We start from the raw sequence: 19,715 nt of genomic DNA, 5'->3' as shown, positions 1-19,715 counted from the left end.
CCCGTACGGCCAGGATCGAGTCATGACTTCGACGGACACCCCTGAGAACCCCGCCTCCCCGAACCCCGCAGCCCCGGACGGCGCCCAGGACAGCGCCCGAGACGGCGCCCCCGTGATGCTCGCCCTGCACCAGACGGCCCTCGGCGGCCCCGATGTCCTGCGGCTCACGGAGCTTCCGCGCCCCAGGCCCGGCCTCGGGGAGATCCTCGTCGCCGTGCACGCGGCCGGACTCAACCCCACGGACTTCAAGCACCGCGCCCTGAGTATCTTCCTGCCGCCCCCGCCGCTGACTCTCGGCTGGGACGTCTCCGGCACCGTGGTGGAGACCGGCTTCGGTGTCACCCTTTTCCAGCCGGGTGACGAGGTGTTCGGCATGCTGCCCTACCCGTACGGGGCCGGCTCCCACGCCGAGTACGTGACCGGCCCCACCCGCGCCTTCGCCGCCAAGCCCGCCGGGATCGACCACGTCGAGGCAGCCGCTCTGCCCCTGGCGGCGCTCACGGCGTGGCAGGCCCTCGTCGATACCGCAGACCTCCGGGCCGGGCAGCGGGTGCTGATCCACGCCGCGGCCGGCGGTGTCGGTCATCTCGCCGTACAGATCGCCAAGGAGCGCGGCGCACACGTCACCGGGACGGCGAGCGCACCCAAGCACGGCTTCCTCCGCGAGCTCGGCGCGGACGTCTGCGTCGACCACAATGCCGAGGACTTCACCGACACCGAGGAGCGCTACGACGTCGTCCTCGACGCCCTCGGCGGGGAGACCGCCACCCGCTCCGTGAGCGTCCTCCGCCCCGGCGGCGTCCTCGTCTCCCTGCTGGCGGGCGCCGATGACACACAGGCCGCGGCGGAGAAGGCGCAGGTCCGCGCCGTCTCCCTGCTGGTCGAGCACGACCAGGCCGGGATGCGTGCCATCGCCGAACTGGTCGACCGCGGCAAGCTCCGCGCCCATGTCTCCGGCACCTTCCCCCTCGCCGAAGGCGCCAGGGCCCACGCCCAGGGAGAGACGGGCCGCACCACGGGCAAGCTGGTCATCACCGTGCGCTGAGGCGAAATGGCCGGGCTCGCCAGGTGGGGCGCCCGGGGCCGCCCGGGACTGCCCGGGGCCGCAGCACACAGGCCGAAGGAGCACGGTTGGCCAGGAGGCGCGGTCCGCCGAGGAACGGGAGGCACTGCCCGCGCACCGCGGGCAGTGCCGGCAGCGGCAGCATCGCTGCCGCTATCGCCGCCAGCGCCCCGAATCCCAGGTGGTCCAGGATGACGCCGGAGAGCGCGGCGCCCCCGGCGGCGGCGAAGTTCATGGCCATGCCCGAGAGGCCCTGGGCGGCGGGGGCGTTCGTCGACGGCAACGCTCTCCGACAGCAGCACCGAGGCGGCGACCAGGACCGCCGACCAGCCGAGCCCCAACAGGGCCAGAACCAAAGCGAGTTGTACGGTGCCGCGGCCGCCGGCGGTTCCGGATATCCACAGGGAAAGCAGCATGGTTCCCATGCCGCCGAGCAGCAGTCTGCGCGTACCGAACCGGTCGACGGCCCAGCCGAAGGCAATGGAGAAGCCGAACATGCCGACGAAGTGGAGGCTCAGGACCATGCCGATGATGTCGAGGCCCGTGCCGGAGTGATGCACGTGGATGCCGGTCATCGTCATCAAGGCGATCATCACGATGTGGGCCGACACGATGGAGAGGATCGCCGGCTTGGCCGGGCCGTTGTCGCCCAGCGCGCAGCATGTCGCGCAGTGGCGGGGACTTCTCCCGTTCGCCGGAACCGGAATCGTTGACCTGGGCGCGCGCCAGGAGGAGGGGGTCGGGCCGCAGCCACACCGTGACGGCCGCGAAGGCCAGACCGAAACCGACGGACGCGAACGAGAAAAGCGGCAAGCAGTGAGGTGTTGAAGGCCAGGCCATTGGACAGCGCGGCGAAGCAGGCGATCCCGTCGTCGGCAACCAGACCTGTTCCCTCTGTCCAGTTACGAGCCGCGTTCTCCATCGCGGTCGCCGAAAACTCGATGCAGGTGGGCCGCCCGGTGGACCCGGACGTGAACCGGCACATCGCGGTGCTGTCGAGGAGTTCCGGCCGGGGAGTAGTACGTATCAGGCGGTGAACCTGCAGATGCTCGACGCTCCCCACGCGGATCGCCTCACCGTCCAGCCGGTCCAAATCGGCGTCCGTCAGGATCAGTTCGAGAGCGCATTCCTTTGTGATCACCGAAATCTCGGAGCTGCCGACTTTCCTCCTCCCCGACGGCCACCAGGCATTCGTACGGGTGGAGGGCACCGGCGGACGGCGCCGCGGGAGCACCTTCGCGAGCGCCGCACCAAGCGGCGTCGAGCAGCCGCAGCGCCGCATCTATGCCTGGAGGTGCGGCCTGCCGCTCGGGGGCGGCGCCCCCGGGCGCTGTGAGTGTCATGCGGCCCCAGAAAGCCTCGGCCGACGAAGCCTCGTGAGTTCCGTCGCGGTCGGCTTCCCGTTTCTCCATGCCGTCCAGCAGAAACGTCTTCACAGAATTCAACCTTTAACCCTATACCGTCAGCGAATTCCGCCGTCTTCGGTCGGTTGGGACGCTTGAGGTCACCCCCAGATGAGGTCGTCCGGCTGCCCACCCGCGACCTGGCGGACAACCGCGTGCGTGCTCGACGCAGCGTCTTCATGCGCCTGAACAGAGAACCCGACTGAAGCCGCAGGTGCCGTCACCAGAAGAAGCGCGACAACAGGTTTCAGAGCCGTGCGAAAGCTGCTCATTCCGTTTATCCCCTGTACGAATCACGAAAAGAATGGAAGTTGCGAGCCCGGCTGTTCGCTGTTCAAACCGCTGCCCGGCTCGGCGCATGTGAATGCTTGCAGTCGTTTTCGGCCAGGCGAAGGGGTACCGGAGGCCTCATCCGGCCATGTCCCAGCGCGGCCAATGAGCTTGCCCGGTTGCGACCGATTCGCGAAGCGGTTTCAGCCGAATTCCGGCGACAGCGCTTTCGACCCAGTCCACGATCTGAGATGCGCCCGGTGATCCCGGTGATCCCCTGGCGGGGGCGCAGGCAGGCGGGCCGCCTCGGCCGGGAACGGGACGTAGACAGGCCGACTGCCCCGGCCGGGGAACGGGTAAGGGCGGGCGGCGGTGGCCGGGTCCGACGGAGTGCGAGCGGCTCCCGTCCTGTCGATCCCCTCCTGATGCCCGCCCCGCCTAGGCGCACACCTTCAGACCACAGGACATGACAGAACTCCCGTCGGCCAGAACGCTGCTGGGAGACGGCTCGCGGAAGGCCGGACGGCAGTCGGCCAGTCACCTATACGTCCCCGACACCCCTTCAGCGCTCTCGGCCGGCGTCGCCTCGGGCCGTTGTGACCGCGGGGGGGGCGGTGTGACCAGGGGCCGTCGTGATCGCAGGAAGCGCGCATGCTTGATCGCTACCCGGGCACCACCGGTGGGCTCAGGGCGAGTTGGCAGGAAGGCGGGGCGGGGGCCCGGGGGAGAGAGATCACTGCCCGGCTCCCGCGCTGGCGCAGGTACGAACGAATGCCGCGGGATGAGTACGCCTTGTCGGCCAGGAGTCCTCCACCAGCCATCCCGCATCCCATTCGACCTCCACCAGCCCGGACGGTATGCGGCTTCAGCCACGGCTTCTCCGGATTCCACGCCAACAACGAAAACGCCGGCTGCTCCGCCTGCTGGACGCGAAGGGTCGGCAACTCCTTGTCAGCTGCCTTACAAGCCACTCCTGAACCGCCTTCGACGACCCCGGTTTCGGAGCCTCCTCACCGGCGTACTCCGCACCCTCCACAGTGATCCTGTGCTCCGGTCCCGTGAGTAGTCGAGCGCCATGCCTGCCGGATTCACAGCGTCACCCAACTCCCACCGCTCCAGGTCCGACTTACCCCCTTCCGCCGTGCGAGCCTTCCGGCCTGGTTGTTGCCGCACACCGCCAGCCCCTTGTACGCCGCAGGCCTTCTCAGCTCAACATGCGGCAGCCGCGTCACCGCCAGCTCAGGGAACGCCCGATGGTCGGGGCGATCGGCACCGGCCATCACCGGCTTGTCGTAGAAATCACGACCAGACGTCGATCACGTATCGCGCAGGCCTACGAGCACGATGGAACCGAACCTCTTTATTTGCTCGTTTCTCATCCCATGAGGATGTTCGAACAGCTCCAGACCCGGGTGGGGAGAATCCCTGCCAAACGCCGACTCTGGGCTGCGGGGACAGCCGGGATCACCTACTTCCTTAGCGGGATGACCATCAGGCTCGCGATGCCTCCACTATGGAAGTCGAGCCTCCTGATGATCTCGCTACTCTCCTTGGCCACCTTCGTGATCTTGGGAAACGGAGTAACCGCTCATCTCGAACCGAATGCGAGAAACCTCCTATTCACACTTCGCAGAGTCACCCGGGCGGCCGGGTACCTCATGCTGGCTGCCCTCGCCATCTGCATGCTGATGGTGGACCGCACAGCGGGGATAATGCTGCTCATCCTTGTGGCGATCGCGAACTACTTCTTCGCCGGAGAAGGCGGCCACCAAGAGCCAATCCGCCTGGCCCAGCTGCCTACCCGTATCATCGGCAGGGTTGCCTTCCGCATCATCGCCATCGTCGCAGGCACTGTGGCCCTCAGTCAGTTCCTGGCCATGGCCCGGTCAGATCCGAGTCAGCAGAACGCCAACTTCAACTTCACGATGGGCACATACCTTGCCGCCGGCGCCGCCTGCTTGAAGGTCCACTCTCGCGCAAGGAAGCTCTGCACCCAGATCAACGGCCAAGCGCGATCACTCATCCGGGCGCTGGACTCCCTGGCATCGGCCGCATCCGCCGAAGCGACCATCCACATGGAAAAGGCGCGAGAGGAATGGCAGAAACTGGAACAGGTGCTGCAGAATCGTATTGAGACCGGACTACCGCTACACGGGACCGCCCTACTCCCCGTCTCGAACAGGAAACGCCTCCAAGGCATGGTGAATATGGCGATCGTCGACACACCGCAGGGGAATCAGTTCGTCTCGCAGGCTCGCACGGAACTCCAACTGCTGGCCCAGGCATGCAACTCTCGTATCGACACCACCCTTTGACCCAGGGCGACGTCGTTCCATGACTCTGCCCGACTTGAGCGGTCCAGGCTTCCAGGGGATGGTGTGGGGAAATCGAGGCCGTGGGTGACGGTGGCAGCTTTGAACAGGCGGATCTCGTCATGACCGTGCTCCGTTGGCGAGGATCTCTACTGAAATGCGTCGGGTGTGTCCTCAGCGAGATGTTCTTGGCACCGGTAGACCATATCGTCGGGATGGTGGGTCACTCGGGCCGTTCTCCAGGCCGCCTCACAGGATATGCAGACGCCTTCTTGAGCACGAAGGCGCACGGCCAGCAGGCTAGTTGCCGGGTCGAGCAGCCACGCAAAGCGGATACCTTCATCGATCCATCCCGCCTCAGCAGCTGGGCTCGGCTATCCCTCATCAACGCATACGCTTAATTCGGGCCAGCCCAGTACTGCACGAGCGCGGTGGTGATCCGGCGAATGCGCCCGAGTACTGCGGATCTGCGACGAGCTCTTGCTGGTAGTCCTGCGTGCCTGCCTCTGCCATGACGGCCACGACGCTCCTCCAAGATCCCTACATTGAGTCCCCAATGCGCCGACTTGCGCCGTCCCGGCGAGACCTCGAATGCAGGCCGTCAAAGGGGAGATCAAGGCTTCCGCTACTGGATAGCGATCACCATGTCGCGACAGGTACCACCTCGACTGCCAGCGAATGATGCAGGTATCACCGACATGTCACCTGGACCCCACTTCACTCAAGATCGCTACGTCTGTGCCAAGTTGGGCAATAGTGGGCTGAGGGGAATCGTCGTCGGCTGCGATGCCCTGACCTTGTTCGGGTTCGGCTGGAAGGACCACCCGCCATGGACGCGCGTACGAGCAGGCTGCTCGGGATGCCGCCGCACACGCCGGTGATGCCGCTTCCCTCAACCTGCCGGACATGACGCTCGACCAACTGGACGACGACGCCTTGAACCTGGCCCGCGCGTACAACCGCCCCCTCCCTTGGAGGTATACCGCCGGTCGAAGGAACTGCTGGAGATTGCGCAGTCCTTGCTTGAGAAAACGCAGGCACCCCGCCAACGCACACGTGGATACCTCGCGGCAGGCCAAGCAGCTTCACTGCTCTCGGCTATCTGCTTCCACCTGGGCTCGCTCCCCGCAGCCGTGTCGCTCTCTCGAACGTCGGCGCTGTACGAGAGAGTCATCGAGCACGGCCCCTTCCGCGCATACGCTCACGGCAGCAGTCGGGCACCGATCTCCCCGGCATGATCACCCTGTCCGGCCGGGGCCAGGACGACGCCGCCAACGCAGCGGTGAAGTGAATACGGGACCACTGCGCGGCGAACGAACTGGAGCTGGTCCGGGTGGAGAACTTCAACGACCGCTACGCGGAGGAACAGCGAGCCGACTTCTCACTCACGCGCTTCACGATCGCCCGATCCAAGTCGCCGAGCGCGGACGGCTGAGCGCTGCCGACCGGCCTGCCTCCGGCAACATCCCGCACCACCCGCAGGGCTCCGAACGGGCGTCGCAAGGCGTCGTAAGGGCGCTCCGGTCCACTGGATCGTCCCCGCGTCCACTACGTGTCCACTGGATCTTGCTCCGGACGTGTGAAGGGGGCCCGCCACACTGGTGTGGCGGGCCCCCTTCACACGTTTCCGCAGGTAGAAACGGTTCTTCTACCTGGGCTTCAAGTGGGGCGGGTGGGACTCGAACCCACGGCCGACGGATTATGAGTCCGCTGCTCTAACCGGCTGAGCTACCGCCCCATTACGGCGTGGCGCGTACACGTGTACGCGCCGTCTGCCGCAGCATAGCCGCTCATACGATCTCCTGCCTCGGATGGTCGGCATCGCTCGACCATGAGGACTGCGCCAAGGTCAGGACGGTTCCACCCCGGCGGAAAACAGCACGAAAAAGGGCCCCTGAGGGCCCTCTTCCGTCATGTGCTCCCCCGACTGGACTCGAACCAGTAACCCTCCGGTTAACAGCCGAATGCTCTGCCAATTGAGCTACAGGGGACCGCGCTCCCCCGACTGGACTCGAACCAGTAACCTGCCGGTTAACAGCCGGCTGCTCTGCCAATTGAGCTACAGGGGATTGCTGCTGTGCACCGAACGTACCCACCGAAGCCTTCCCGGGGGGCGTGTGCTCGCTGCGACACATACATTAGCGCAAGCAGGGGGGTGCTCCGCCAATCGGTTCCGCCCCGGGTGATCACGCGCCGGCCGGGTAGGCGGGAAGCACCGGCACAAGGGAAGGCAGCCATGCGGTACAAGCTGACGTTCGTCGTGGGACTCGCTCTCGGTTATGTGATCGGCACACGTGCCGGTCGGGAGCGTTACGAGCAGTTGAAGAAGTCCGCCCGTCAGGTCGCGGAGAATCCGGCCGTGCGCAACGCGGCCGAGGCCGCCGCGCAGAACGGGCGGGATGTCGCGGGCAAGGCGCTCCACACCGTGAGCGAGAAGATGGGCGACAGGATGCCCGACGCGATGGCCCACCGGGTCCGCTCGCTGCGGGACCGGAACGGTGCGGTCGAGGACGACTGGGGCACCACCAACACCTGACGTCACCACCGGCGGCACCCGTACGGCACAATCGGGCCGTATGGGGATAGTCGCCGGTCTTGACAGCTCAGCCGCCTTCACGCGCATCGTCGTGTGCGACACGGACACAGGTGCCGTGCTGCGCCAGGGGTATGCGCCCCATCCGCCGACGAGCGCGGCGGGTGAGCCGGGTGAGGACGCCCGTCAGGCCGGTGAGGCCAACAAGTACGAAGTCGATCCGCAGAGCTGGCTGCTCTCACTCGGCGAGGCGGCGTCCGGCGGGCTGCTGGAGGGCGTGCAGGCCATTGGCGTGTCCGCCCAGCAGCACGGCCTGGTGCCGCTGGACCGGCAGGGCAATCTCGTACGGCCCGCGCTGATCGGCAATGACAGGCGGGCACAGGTCGCCGCAGCGGATCTGATCGACTCGCTCGGCGGCCGGTCCGCGTGGGCCGAGGCCGTGGGCTCCGTACCGCAGGCCGCGCAGCCGGTGTCGAAGCTGCGCTGGCTGGTACGGCAGGAACCCGAGGCCGCCGCGAAGATCGCCGCGCTGCTCCAGCCGCACGACTGGCTCGTGTGGCAGCTGCTCGGGCGGCCCGCCCGGCGGATCACCGACCGCGGCGCCGCTTCGGGCACCGGCTACTGGTCGGCCGCGACCGGCGCCTACCGCCCCGACCTGGTCGAGCTGGCTCTCGGGCACGCGGCGGCGCTGCCCGAGGTGCTCGGCCCGTCCGACTCCGCGGGGACCACACCCGAGGGGCTGCTGATCTCGGCCGGCACCGGCGAGACGATGGCCGCGGCCTTCGGGCTCGGGGTCTCCGTCGGCGATGTGGTCGTGTCGCTCGGCGCTTCGGGTTCGGTGATGGCCGTGCACCACGAGGCGCTGTCCGACCCGTCCGGGATGATCACCTCGTTCGCCGACGCCACCGGGATGCATCTGCCGGTGGTGCACACGCTCAATGCCGTACGGGCGCTGCGCGGCACCGCCGAACTGCTGGGCGCCGAGGATCTGGAGTCCCTGTCGGCGCTCGCGCTGACCTCCACGCCCGGTGCGTCCGGCGTTGTGCTCCTGCCGTATCTGGAGGGCGAGCGCACTCCGCAGCTGCCGCACACCGCGGGCTCGCTGTCCGGGCTGCGGCGCGAGTCGATGAAGCGCGAGCATGTGGCGCGGGCGGCCTTCGAGGGCATGCTCTGCTCGCTGGCGGACGCGATGGACGTACTGCGGGACCGCGGAGTGGAGGTGCGCCGGGTGTTCCTGCTGGGCGCCGCCGCCGAACTGCCCGCCGTCCAGGCGGCCGCCCCCGGCATCTTCGGGGCGCAGGTGGTCGTCCCGCAGCCCGCCGACTACGCGGCGGTCGGTGCGGCCCGGCAGGCGGCCTGGGCGCTCGGGGTGTCCGAGGGCACGCTGGATCCGCAGACCCCGCCCGCCTGGCAGGGTGCGGCCGCGCGGATACTCGAACCGGGCGACGACCTCGCGGTGGGGCAGGCCGTACGCCAGCAGTACGCGGCCACCCGTGACCAGATCCACCCGGGAGCCTTCGGCACGCCGCCGTCCTGAGCCATGGGGCGCCCGTCTTGTGGGACGGGGGCGGGGGTCGTGGGGCGTCGGTCCTGGGGCGGGGGTCGTGGGGCGTCGGTCCTGGGGCGTCGGTCGTGGGGCATCGTTCCGTACAGTGCGCCGTTTCGCTTCGCGGTGTGCGGCGTTCCCCGGTGCGCCGGACTGGGTGACACCATTCGTGCGCCGTCCCTGGGTGCGCCCCTTCCCTGAGTACGTAGTCCCGGAGTGCGCCGTTCCGGGGTGGGCTGGGCGTGTGCCGTCCTGGCTGCTGCCTTCTTGACCTCGGTTTGAGGAAAACCGTTCGTATCAGGTTGCGCGGTACCGGAAACTGGGACGGCCGGACACCGTCCCCGCCTCGTCCTGCCCTGCCCTGCCGGAAGCCCCGCCGGACCGCCGAACCGAGAGACTGCACGTGCTCATATCACTCCTGCGGACCTATTTGCGCCCGTACAAGAAACCCATGGCTCTGCTGGCACTGCTTCAGCTGTTCCAGACCTGCGCCACCCTCTATCTGCCGACGCTCAACGCGGACATCATCGACAACGGTGTCGTGAAGGGCGACTCGGGTTACATCCTGAGCTTCGGCGGGCTCATGATCGCCATCAGCGTCGTTCAGGTGATCTGCAACATGGGCGCCGTCTACTTCGGCGCCAGGACCGCCTCCGCGCTCGGCCGGGACATCCGGGCCGGTGTGTTCGACCGGGTGCAGTCCTTCTCCGCCCGCGAGGTCGGGCACTTCGGCGCTCCCTCGCTCATCACGCGGACGACGAATGACGTCCAGCAGATCCAGATGCTGGTCCTGATGTCGTTCACCCTGATGGCCTCGGCGCCGATCATGTGCGTGGGCGCCATCGTGCTGGCGCTCGGCCAGGACGTGCCGCTCTCGCTCGTACTGATCGCCGTCGTCCCGGTCATGCTCGTGCTGGTCTCCCTGATCGTCCGGCGGATGCGGCCGCTCTTCCGGAAGATGCAGGTCCGGCTCGACACGGTGAACCGGGTGCTGCGCGAGCAGATCACCGGCAACCGCGTCATCCGCGCCTTCGTGAAGGACGCGTACGAGAAGGAGCGCTTCAAGGGCGCCAACACCGAGCTGACCGACGTGTCCCTGGGGACCGCGCGGCTGATGGCCCTGATGTTCCCGACGGTGATGACCGTGGTGAACGTGTCGTCGATCGCGGTGGTCTGGTTCGGCGCCCACCGGATCGACAGCGGCGCGATGCAGATCGGGGCGCTCACCGCGTTCCTCTCCTATCTGATGCAGATCGTGATGTCCGTGATGATGGCCACCTTCATGTTCATGATGGTGCCGCGCGCCGAGGTCTGCGCCGAGCGCATCCAGGAGGTGCTGGGCACCGACTCCAGCGTGGTGCCGCCGTTGCAGCCCGTCACCGAACTGGCCAGGCACGGCCATCTGGAAATCCGCGGGGCCGGTTTCAGGTACCCGGGCGCCGAGGCGTCCGTACTGCGCGAGGTCGCCCTGGAGGCGCTGCCCGGTGAGACCACCGCGGTGATCGGGTCGACCGGCAGCGGGAAGTCGACGCTGCTCGGGCTCGTACCCCGGCTGTTCGACGCCACGGACGGCGAGGTGCTGGTGGACGGCAGCGATGTGCGGGACCTCGACCCCGTACTGCTGGCGAAGACCGTGTCCCTGGTGCCGCAGAAGCCGTATCTGTTCTCCGGGACCGTCGCGACGAATCTGCGGTACGGGAACCCGGACGCGACCGACGATGAGCTGTGGCACGCGCTGGAGGTGGCGCAGGCCAAGGGGTTCGTGGAGAAGCTCGAAGGCGGGCTCAACGCGCCGATCGCCCAGGGCGGCACCAATGTCTCCGGCGGGCAGAGGCAGCGGCTGGCGATCGCCAGGACGCTGGTGCAGCAGCCGGAGATCTACCTCTTCGACGACTCGTTCTCGGCGCTGGACTACGCCACCGACGCGGCGCTGCGGACCGCGCTGCGGCGCGAGACCTCCCGGGCGACCGTGGTGATCGTCGCGCAGCGCGTCTCGACCATCCGCGATGCCGACCGGATCGTCGTGATGGACGAGGGCCGGGTCGTCGGCACCGGCCGGCACCACGAGCTGATGGACGGAAATGAGACATACCGGGAGATCGTGCTCTCCCAGCTGACCGAGGCGGAGGCAGCCTGATGGCCGGTCCTGGTGGACGCATGATGGCAGGACCGACCCAGAAGTCCATGGACTTCAAGGGATCGGGCAAGCGGCTGCTGCGGCAGCTGGCGCAGGACCGTGCCGCGCTGTTCACGATGCTGGTGGCCGTCATCGGCAGCGTCGCGCTCTCGGTTGTCGGACCGAAGATCCTGGGCCGGGCGACCGACCTGATCTTCGCCGGGATCATCGGGAGACAGCTGCCCGCAGGCACGACCAAGGCGCAGGCGCTGAAGGGCCTGCACGCCAAGGGCCAGGGCGCGATGGCCGACATGCTCTCCGGTGTGGACTTCACCCCGGGCAAGGGCATCGACTTCTCGCAGGTCGGCGAGATCCTGCTGCTCGCGCTGGCGGCCTTCGCCTGCGCGGGGCTGCTGATGCTCGTCACCACCCGGCTCGCGGCCCGGATCATCAACCAGGCCATGTACCGGATGCGTGAGGAGATCCAGGCGAAGCTCTCGCGGCTGCCGCTGTCGTACTTCGACAAGGCGAAGCGCGGCGAGGTGCTCAGCCGGACGACCAACGACGTCGACAACATCGGCCAGACGATGCAGCAGACCATGGGTCAGCTGATGAACTCGCTGCTCACCATCATCGGTGTGCTGGCGATGATGTTCTGGATCTCCTGGATCCTCGCACTGGTCGCGCTGGTGACCGTACCGCTCTCGGTGCTGGTGGCCACGCGCGTCGGCAAACGGTCGCAGCCGCAGTTCGTACAGCAGTGGAAGGTCACGGGCAAGCTCAACGCCCATATCGAGGAGATGTACACCGGGCACGCCCTGGTCAAGATCTTCGGGCGGCAGGAGGAGTCGGCCGAGGCGTTCCGCGAGCAGAACGACGCGCTGTACGAGGCCGGGTTCAAGGCCCAGTTCAACAGCGGCATCATGCAGCCGCTGATGATGTTCGTCTCCAACCTCAACTATGTGCTGGTGGCGGTCATCGGCGGGCTGCGGGTCGCTTCGGGGACGCTGTCGATCGGTGATGTGCAGGCGTTCATCCAGTACTCGCGGCAGTTCTCACAGCCGCTGACCCAGGTCGCATCGATGGCGAACCTGGTGCAGTCGGGTGTGGCGTCCGCCGAGCGGATCTTCCAGCTGCTCGACGCGGAGGAGCAGACTCCGGACGGTGAGGTCGCCGGGGCGGGGTCCGGTGCGGGTGCGGGCGTGGGATCCGGTGCGGGTGTCGGTGCGGGTGTGGGATCCGGTGCGGGCTCCGAAGCCGTTCTCGCCGACCGTCCGGTGGCCGCGCGCGGCAGCATCTCGCTGGAGAAGGTGTCCTTCCGGTACGAGGCCGACAAGCCGCTCATCGACGATCTGTCGCTCGCGGTCGAACCGGGGCACACCGTCGCGATCGTCGGACCGACCGGCGCGGGCAAGACGACGCTGGTCAATCTGCTCATGCGGTTCTACGAGGTGACCGGCGGGCGGATCACGCTCGACGGGACCGACATCGCCAGGATGACGCGTGAGGAGCTGCGCTCCGGGATCGGCATGGTGCTCCAGGACACCTGGCTCTTCGGAGGCACGATCGCGGAGAACATCGCGTACGGCTCCTCGCGCGCCGTCAGCCGCGAGGAGGTCGAGGAGGCGGCCAGGGCGGCCCACGCCGACCGGTTCATCCGCACGCTTCCCGAGGGCTACGACACGGTCATCGACGACGAGGGTACGGGGGTGAGCGCGGGCGAGAAGCAGCTGATCACGATCGCGCGGGCCTTCCTCTCCGATCCGGTGATCCTGGTGCTCGACGAGGCGACCAGCTCCGTCGACACCCGTACCGAGGTGCTGATCCAGAAGGCGATGGCCCGGCTGGCGCACGGCCGCACCAGCTTCGTCATCGCACACCGGCTCTCCACGATCCGGGACGCGGATGTGATCCTGGTGATGGAGAGCGGGGCGATCGTGGAGCAGGGGTCGCACGAGGAGTTGCTCGCTGCGGACGGGGCTTATGCGCGGCTCTATGCGGCGCAGTTCGCGCAGGCTGTGGTGGAGGTGGACTAGGCCGGGGCCGGTCCCGGGGGGGGCTCGGTCCCCGGGGGGGGCTCGGTCCCCGGGGGGGGGGTGGCTTGGGGGGGGGCGGGTGAGGTGCGGGTGCGGGTGGGTGGCGCCTGCGGCGGGCCTGTTCCCCTCCCCTCCCCCAGCCTTCGGCCGGGGGGACCCCCACTTCCCGTAACCGGGGCTCCGCCCCGGACCCCGCTCCTCGAACTCCCCCAGTAACTGTGCTGTCGCATGAGGTTGGTTACGCAGCAGCGCCCCTTGCTCTCACTCTCCGGCTTCGTCGAATCCGTCGCGCAGGGCTCGCAGCGCCTCCAGTTGCCGTGCGGTGCGGTCGTGAAGTTCTTGGAGCAGGGCGATACGGCCGTCTAGGGCTCCGACGGCCTGGGTGTATTCGCTCTCGTTCAGTGCCTCGTATGTCTCCGCATCGCAGACCGCTCGCACGGTAGAGGTGATCTCGTCGAGGGTCAGGCCGTAGTCGAGCAGGGTCCTGATGTTGCGCACCCGGCGGGCGTCGCTGTCCTGGAACTCGCGGTATCCGTTGGGTAGGCGAATCGAACACAGTAGGCCGGCTGCTTCGTAGTGGCGGATCTGCCTGGGCGAGGAGCCGGAGATCTGCGCCAGCTCACCGATCTTCACGAAGACGCTCCCTTTAGGCGCGGTGCCCGCTTGACCTTGACACGGATGTCAAGGTCTACGTTAACGCCCAGGAGGGAGGCGCGGCAAATGTCGCCTTTGCCGCGTGGCGGTGGCCATGGCGGCTTCGCCGTCCCGAAGGCCCTGACAGCACAGGAGGAGTCATCATGCTGAGCGTCGAGTTCGACCGTTTCGGCCCGCCCGAGGTCCTGGAAGTGCGGGAGCGGCCGGAACCGCTGCCGGCCGAAGACCGCGTCCGTGTACAGGTCCGGGCCCGCACCGCCAACGTCAGCGATGTGGAGCTCCGACGGGGCGACACCCCGCAGCGGCTGAAGGAACTCGGCCTTGCCTTCCCCGCTGTACTGGGCTGGGACTTCGTCGGCATTCTCCTCGATCCGACCCCGACGCTCCCCGCCGGCTCCGCTGTGGCGGGTTTCGTCCCGTGGCTCGGATCGGAGGTGGGCCGTGGAACCTATGCGGAGGTGATCAGCATCAAGCCGCAGTGGGTGGCCGCGCTGCCGCCGGACCTCGATCCGGCGCGTGCCGCCGTCTTCGCGATGAACGCCCTGACCGGCGCGCAGGCCACCGATCGAATGGGGCCCCTGGAGGGAGCGAACATCCTGATCGTCGGCGCCGGCGGCCCGGTGGGCATGAGTGCCGCCACCGCGGCCGCAGCTGCGGGGGCGCACGTCTACGTCACCGGCTCGATGGCAGACGATGCGCTTGCCACTCACGGCTATGCCGGAGTGATCTCTCGTGGCACGCCGGAGGAGATGGCCGTAGCGGCCCGCGAGGCGGTACCGGGTGGCATGGACGCGGTCTTCAACGCCGCAGTTGCGGGCCCCGGACTGATCCGCGCGGTGAAGGACGGCGGCACCTTCGTCTCCATTCACGTCGCCGACAAGAACGAGCCGGAGCGCGGCATCGCCGTCGAGAAGGTCGTAGTACAGGCCGACCCGAGTCGCCTGACCTCCCTGCTCACCACGGCGCTCCTCGACCGGATCCGCATCGAGACGCTCCCGCTCGATCAGGCACGCGAGGCCCACGAACGCCTGGAGCGCGGGGACCTTGCCGGGCGGAAGATCGTGCTGGTCTCGTAGCAACGGCGACGCCGACTTCTCAACGCACACCGACAGGACAGCCGCAGACAGCCGCCTGGCAAGGCATCCCCGAGGGAAGCCGTCCAGGCGGCCCGGCCGCTTGGAGACTGAGGTCGTCCGGATGTGCATGAACTCCGCGTCCTGACATGGCGGGCCATCCCAACGCATCGCTGACGCCGGAAGGCCGCCGCCGGCTCTGCGAGCGAGTGGATACCGGACGCCCGATCGCGCTGTCGCGGCCGAGGCCGGGGTTTCACGGCGCTGCCCGGGCAAGTGGCATGCCCGCTGGACAGCGCATGGCGACAACGGATTTGCTCGACCACTTCTCCCGGCCGGAGGCCAGCCCACCCCGCACCGCCGAGGAAGTCGCGGACTTGGTGGAGGCGCTGCGACGGCAGACCAAGTACGGCCCCGTCCGCCTCGCTGCCGACCTCGAACGCCCGCACGCCATTACCATCTCCCCGGCCACCGTGCACCGCGTCCTCGTGCGGCGAGGAATCAACCGGCTGCGGGACCTGGATCCGCCGAGCAGTGAGCAGCTGCGTGAGGTGATCCGCTGTGAGCACGAGCACGTCTGCGACCTGATCCACGTTGACGTCAAGAAGCTCGGACGCATCCCCGAGGGCGGCGGCCGGCGCATGCACGGCCTGGGCACCGACGCGGCCCGCGCCTCCAAGCGCACCGGTCCGGGCACGGGCAAGGTCGGCCTATCTGCATTCGGCGCTCGACGACTACCCCCGCCTGGCGTACGCCGAGGCCCTGGAGGACGAGAAGGCCGTCACCGCAGTCGCGTTCTGGCACCGCGCCGTCGCCTCTTCGCCGCCCACGACATCACCCCAATCCGGCGCTGTCTCACCGACAACGGCGCCTGCTACCGCTCCACGACCTGGGCTGACGCGCTCGCCGCAACAGGCACGAAGCACAAGCGCACCAGGCCGTACACCCCGCGCACCAACGGGAAGGTGGAGCGGTACCAAGGGACGCTCGCCCGCGAGTGGGCATATGTCCGCAGCTACGGCTCCGAGGACGAACGCCGCCGCACGCTCGCCGAGTTCGTGAACTACTACAACCACGAGAGACCACACGCCGCGCTCGGCGGCCGGCCACACATCAGCCGCACTGCCGGGAGCGACTACCGCCTCGTCTTCGACCAGGCGCCAGAACCGATCGCGGACATCCCCCAACAGCTCACCTTCGGGGACCTCGGGTAACCAACCTGGTGAGACACGACAGCTGACGCTGGGAGGTGCCCCCCAGGAGAGGCTGGGTATGCAGCCGCATCAGTCCAAGTAGCCGCGCAGTTGGTCCGCGCAGGCGTGGTCGCGGAGTTTGTTCAGGGTTTTGGATTCGATCTGGCGGATCCGTTCCCGTGTCACCCCGAATATCCGTCCTATCTCCTCCAGTGTGCGGGGTCTGCCGTCCGCCAGGCCGTAGCGGAGCTGGACGACCTTGCGTTCGCGTTCGCCCAGTGTGGAGAGCACCGCCTCCAGGTGCTGGCGCAGCAGCAGGAACGCGGCCGACTCCACCGGGGACGCCGCGTCGCCGTCCTCGATCAGGTCGCCCAGCGCCACCTCGTCCTCCTCGCCCACCGGGGCGTGCAGGGACACCGGTTCCTGGGCCAGCCGCAGCACCTCCCCCACGCGTTCCGGGGTGAGTTCGAGCTGGGCGGCGACCTCTTCCGGGGTCGGTTCGCAGCCGTGTTCCTGGAGCATCCGGCGCTGGACCCGTACCACCCGGTTGATCAGCTCGACCACATGGACCGGCACCCGTATCGTCCGGGCCTGGTCGGCCAGGGCCCGGGACATCGCCTGGCGGATCCACCAGGTCGCGTACGTGGAGAACTTGTAGCCCCGGGTGTAGTCGAACTTCTCGACCGCCCGGATCAGGCCGAGGTTTCCCTCCTGGACCAGGTCGAGCATGGTCAGCCCGCGGCCCACGTACCGCTTGGCGACGGACACCACCAGACGCAGGTTGGACTCGATCAGCCGGCGTTTGGCCATCCGGCCGAGCACCACCAGACGGTCCAGGTCCACGGCGAGGCCGGAGTCCGGGTCGGGTGAACTCCCCAGCCGTTCCTCGGCGAAGAGGCCGGCCTCGACGCGGCGTGCGAGCTCCACCTCGTCGGCCGCCGTGAGCAGCGGGATACGGCCGATCTCCCGTAAGTACTGGCGGAAGAGGTCGGACGACGGTCCTGCGGTGTCCGCCCCCGCTCGGGTGCGCGCGGCGGGTGGGGGCTCCTCGTCCGGGTACTCGACGACGGCCCTGGGTACGGCCGGTCCCGGGCCGGGGACGGTCTCGGGGTGGCCGGGGGGCAGGCCCTGCTGGGGGACGGCCGGGGCCACATCGGTTTCGGTCAGGGTCCGGGTCTGCACGGGACGGCCTCCAGAGTGACTGCCGGATCGGGGGCCCACGGCCGGTCGGTGACGGCAACGCCACAGATACGCGCACCGGACCCGCGACGCCGCCCCCGGTGTTGCCGGTCGGTCCGCGACACCGCAGTTCCGAGGCACCGCGGTCCAGTGCACCGCAGTCCAGTGTGGGGCACGACACAGCCCGCCCACGAGGGGTGTGCGGTGACTTTCTGAGTCCGGTCCGTGACCCGGCGGTTACGGGAACGCCACCGGCGGGCGACCGGGAGCACCGACAGCCTCTGCTCGGAGCCGCGCCGGCTGCCGGCTCCGCCCGCCACCGGTGATCGGCTGAGCCCAGCGCCGACGGCCTCTGACCAGTGCGGCGCCCTGGGCGGCTCAGAGCGCGGCCGCGCCGTGGTTGCGCAGGGACTGGCCGTACTGCTGGAGGGTCCACAACTCGCTCTGCACTGCCGCGTACTGCTCCGCGTCGCCCTGTGTGGAGGCCCGCGCCAGCGTGCCCTGGACGTCCGCGATCCGCCGGTCGACGGCGCGCAGCCTGACGTGGACCAGTTGCTCGCCCGCGTACAGCTCGTCGACCGTACGGCGCATGATCGGCTCCACGGCCAGCTCGGTGACCACGGCTCTGACCGTGTCGTTCGGCGCGGCGGCGCGGACCCGGGTGAGGTACTCGAAGGAGTCGGTGATGCCCTCGTCGGCGCCGCCCGCCTCCATGATCGCCTCGCGTACGGCGGCGTACGGCGGGGCGGTGAACTCGTCGGCCCCGTAGGCGTCGAAGGCCGGGGAGACCAGCTCGGGGCGTTGCAGAGCCAGCTTCAGCAGTTCGCGTTCGGTGCGGTGGGCGGGGCTGCGGAGGTGGAGCGCCGGGCCGCTCGACGGGGGGCGTGGGGCCTCGGCCTGCTGCTGCGGGGGGCGGCCGCCGCGCGAGGGCGCCGGTGCGTTGCCCCGGCCGCGGGCCCACTGGGCGAGCTGGCTGATGCGCTTGACCACGAACTGGGTGTCGAGGATGCCGACCATGCCGGCCAGCTGGACGGCCACTTCGTGCTGCGAGGCGCTGTTCTTGATCCGGGCCACCACGGGCGCCGCTTCGTCGAGTGCCGTCGCCCGGCCCGCCGGGGTCTCCAGGTCGTAGCGCGAGATGATCTGGCGGAGCGCGAACTCGAAGAGCGGGGTGCGCGGTTCGACCAGGCCGCGCACCGATTCGTCGCCCTGGGCGAGCCGCAGGTCGCAGGGGTCCATCCCGTCGGGGGCGATGGCGATATAGGTCTCGGCCGCGAATTTCTGGTCGTCCTCGAAGGCCCGCAGCGCGGCCTTCTGGCCGGCCGCGTCGCCGTCGAAGGTGAAGATCACGCGGGCGCTGCCGTTGTCCATCAGCAGCCGGCGGAGGATCTTGATGTGGTCGGTGCCGAAGGCTGTGCCGCAGGTGGCGACGGCGGTGGTCACCCCGGCCAGGTGGCAGGCCATGACGTCGGTGTACCCCTCGACGACGACGGCTCTGCTGGACTTGGCGATCTCCTTCTTGGCCAGGTCGATGCCGTAGAGCACCTGGGACTTCTTGTAGATCGACGTCTCGGGGGTGTTGAGGTACTTCGGCCCGTTGTCGTCGTCGCGGAGCTTGCGCGCGCCGAAGCCGACGACCTCGCCGCTGATGTCCCGGATCGGCCACATCAGCCGGCCGCGGAAGCGGTCGATGGGCTTGCCGCCGCGGGCCTCCTGGGAGAGCCCGGAGGTGATGAGCTCCTTGTCGGTGAAGCCCTTGCCGCGCAGGTAGCGGGTCAGATGGTCCCAGCCCGCCGGGCTGTAGCCGACGCTGAAGTGGGTGGCGGCGGCCTGGTCGAAACCTCGCTCGGCGAGGAACTTCCGGCCGATCTCGGCCTCGGCGCTGTCGAGCTGCTCGATGTAGAACTGGGCGGCCGCCTTGTGCGCCTCGACCAGCCGGATGCGCTCGCCGCGCTGGCTGTTGGGGGTGTAGCCGCCCTCCTCGTACCGGAGGGTGATGCCCGCGGTGCCCGCGAGCCGCTCGACCGCCTCGGTGAAGGAGAGATGGTCGATCTTCATGATGAAGGCGAGGGTGTCCCCGCCCTCCTGGCAGCCGAAGCAGTGGAAGAGGCCCTTGCCCGGGCTCACCTGGAAGGAGGGGGACTTCTCGTCGTGGAAGGGGCAGAGCCCCTTCAGATTCCCGCCGCCCGCGTTCCGCAGCTGGAGGTACTCGGACACGACGGCGTCGATCGGGACCGCGTCCCGGACCGCCTTCACGTCGTCATCGTTGATCCTGCCTGCCACGGGTGAAGTCTACGGTCCTGCTCGGACACTCCGTACGGGACAGCCGACGGGACA

General features: G+C 68.6%; 11 protein-coding genes, 3 tRNA genes and 2 pseudogenes. 9 read left to right on the top strand and 7 right to left on the bottom strand.

Annotation, left to right across the window (positions count from 1 at the left end; translation table 11 throughout):
• Positions 1-22 precede the first annotated feature (22 nt).
• Positions 23-1,045: an NADP-dependent oxidoreductase gene (locus tag G3I19_RS01925; RefSeq protein ID WP_164258738.1), complete on the top strand. Its 1,023-nt coding sequence runs from the start codon at positions 23-25 to the stop codon at positions 1,043-1,045.
• On the opposite strand, the gene G3I19_RS01920 is transcribed toward G3I19_RS01925, so the two are convergent.
• The gene (locus G3I19_RS01920; RefSeq protein WP_164258736.1) at positions 1,032-1,346 is read right to left on the bottom strand and encodes a hypothetical protein; all 315 of its coding nucleotides are present in this window, start codon (positions 1,344-1,346) and stop codon (positions 1,032-1,034) included. The two genes, G3I19_RS01925 and G3I19_RS01920, sit on opposite strands and share 14 nt — an antisense overlap.
• A 281-nt stretch (positions 1,347-1,627) precedes the next feature.
• Here G3I19_RS01920 and G3I19_RS01910 point away from each other — a divergent pair, with 281 nt between their 5' ends.
• Both G3I19_RS01910 and G3I19_RS01905 read left to right on the top strand, forming a co-directional pair.
• A complete protein-coding gene (locus G3I19_RS01910) occupies positions 1,628-1,891 on the top strand; it encodes a hypothetical protein (protein WP_164258734.1) in 264 nt (87 codons plus the stop codon).
• Between the two features lie 2,098 nt (positions 1,892-3,989).
• Positions 3,990-5,051 (top strand): hypothetical protein, encoded by a 1,062-nt coding sequence (locus tag G3I19_RS01905; protein WP_164258732.1) that lies wholly within the window; start codon positions 3,990-3,992, stop codon positions 5,049-5,051.
• A 1,661-nt stretch (positions 5,052-6,712) separates the two neighbouring features.
• On the opposite strand, the gene G3I19_RS01900 is transcribed toward G3I19_RS01905, so the two are convergent.
• The 3 genes from G3I19_RS01900 to G3I19_RS01890 form a co-directional block, all read right to left on the bottom strand.
• A tRNA-Ile gene (locus tag G3I19_RS01900) sits at positions 6,713-6,786 on the bottom strand.
• Positions 6,787-6,966: 180 nt separating this feature from the next.
• Positions 6,967-7,039, bottom strand: a tRNA-Asn gene (locus G3I19_RS01895).
• A gap of 5 nt (positions 7,040-7,044) precedes the next feature.
• A tRNA-Asn gene (locus G3I19_RS01890) sits at positions 7,045-7,117 on the bottom strand.
• A gap of 167 nt (positions 7,118-7,284) precedes the next feature.
• Between G3I19_RS01890 and G3I19_RS01885 the strand changes: the two genes are divergently transcribed.
• The 4 genes from G3I19_RS01885 to G3I19_RS01870 all read left to right on the top strand — a co-directional run bounded on the left by G3I19_RS01885 (position 7,285) and on the right by G3I19_RS01870 (position 13,279).
• Positions 7,285-7,584: a YtxH domain-containing protein gene (locus G3I19_RS01885; protein ID WP_164258730.1), complete on the top strand. Its 300-nt coding sequence runs from the start codon at positions 7,285-7,287 to the stop codon at positions 7,582-7,584.
• A gap of 40 nt (positions 7,585-7,624) precedes the next feature.
• Positions 7,625-9,118 (top strand): FGGY family carbohydrate kinase, encoded by a 1,494-nt coding sequence (locus tag G3I19_RS01880; RefSeq protein ID WP_164258728.1) that lies wholly within the window; start codon positions 7,625-7,627, stop codon positions 9,116-9,118.
• A 412-nt stretch (positions 9,119-9,530) separates the two neighbouring features.
• Entirely contained in the window at positions 9,531-11,264 is a 1,734-nt protein-coding gene (locus G3I19_RS01875) for an ABC transporter ATP-binding protein (protein ID WP_164258726.1), read from the top strand.
• Positions 11,264-13,279: an ABC transporter ATP-binding protein gene (locus G3I19_RS01870; RefSeq protein ID WP_164258724.1), complete on the top strand. Its 2,016-nt coding sequence runs from the start codon at positions 11,264-11,266 to the stop codon at positions 13,277-13,279. The genes G3I19_RS01875 and G3I19_RS01870 overlap by 1 nt, the downstream gene beginning before the upstream one ends.
• A 261-nt stretch (positions 13,280-13,540) precedes the next feature.
• Here the strand turns inward: G3I19_RS01870 and G3I19_RS01865 are convergent, their stop codons facing one another.
• Positions 13,541-13,912: a MerR family transcriptional regulator gene (locus G3I19_RS01865; RefSeq protein ID WP_164258722.1), complete on the bottom strand. Its 372-nt coding sequence runs from the start codon at positions 13,910-13,912 to the stop codon at positions 13,541-13,543.
• Positions 13,913-14,076: 164 nt separating this feature from the next.
• On the opposite strand from G3I19_RS01865, the gene G3I19_RS01860 reads away from it, so the two are divergent.
• The gene (locus G3I19_RS01860) at positions 14,077-15,009 is read left to right on the top strand and encodes a zinc-binding dehydrogenase (RefSeq protein ID WP_164258720.1); all 933 of its coding nucleotides are present in this window, start codon (positions 14,077-14,079) and stop codon (positions 15,007-15,009) included.
• A 146-nt stretch (positions 15,010-15,155) separates the two neighbouring features.
• A pseudogene (locus G3I19_RS01855) lies at positions 15,156-16,220 on the top strand (IS481 family transposase).
• Positions 16,221-16,289: 69 nt separating this feature from the next.
• On the opposite strand, the pseudogene G3I19_RS01850 reads toward G3I19_RS01855, so the two are convergent.
• Both G3I19_RS01850 and dnaG read right to left on the bottom strand, forming a co-directional pair.
• Positions 16,290-17,395 (bottom strand): annotated as a pseudogene (locus G3I19_RS01850) (RNA polymerase sigma factor).
• Between the two features lie 361 nt (positions 17,396-17,756).
• Positions 17,757-19,661, bottom strand: coding sequence for a DNA primase (dnaG, locus tag G3I19_RS01845; protein WP_164258716.1), 1,905 nt, complete (start codon positions 19,659-19,661; stop codon positions 17,757-17,759).
• Positions 19,662-19,715 lie beyond the last annotated feature (54 nt).

This window comes from Streptomyces sp. SID10853 (genome assembly GCF_010548145.1).
In the GTDB taxonomy this organism is placed as follows: domain Bacteria; phylum Actinomycetota; class Actinomycetes; order Streptomycetales; family Streptomycetaceae; genus Streptomyces.
The sequence above is the reverse complement of the archived record's forward strand: the minus strand, read 5'-3'. Positions and strand labels throughout refer to the sequence as shown.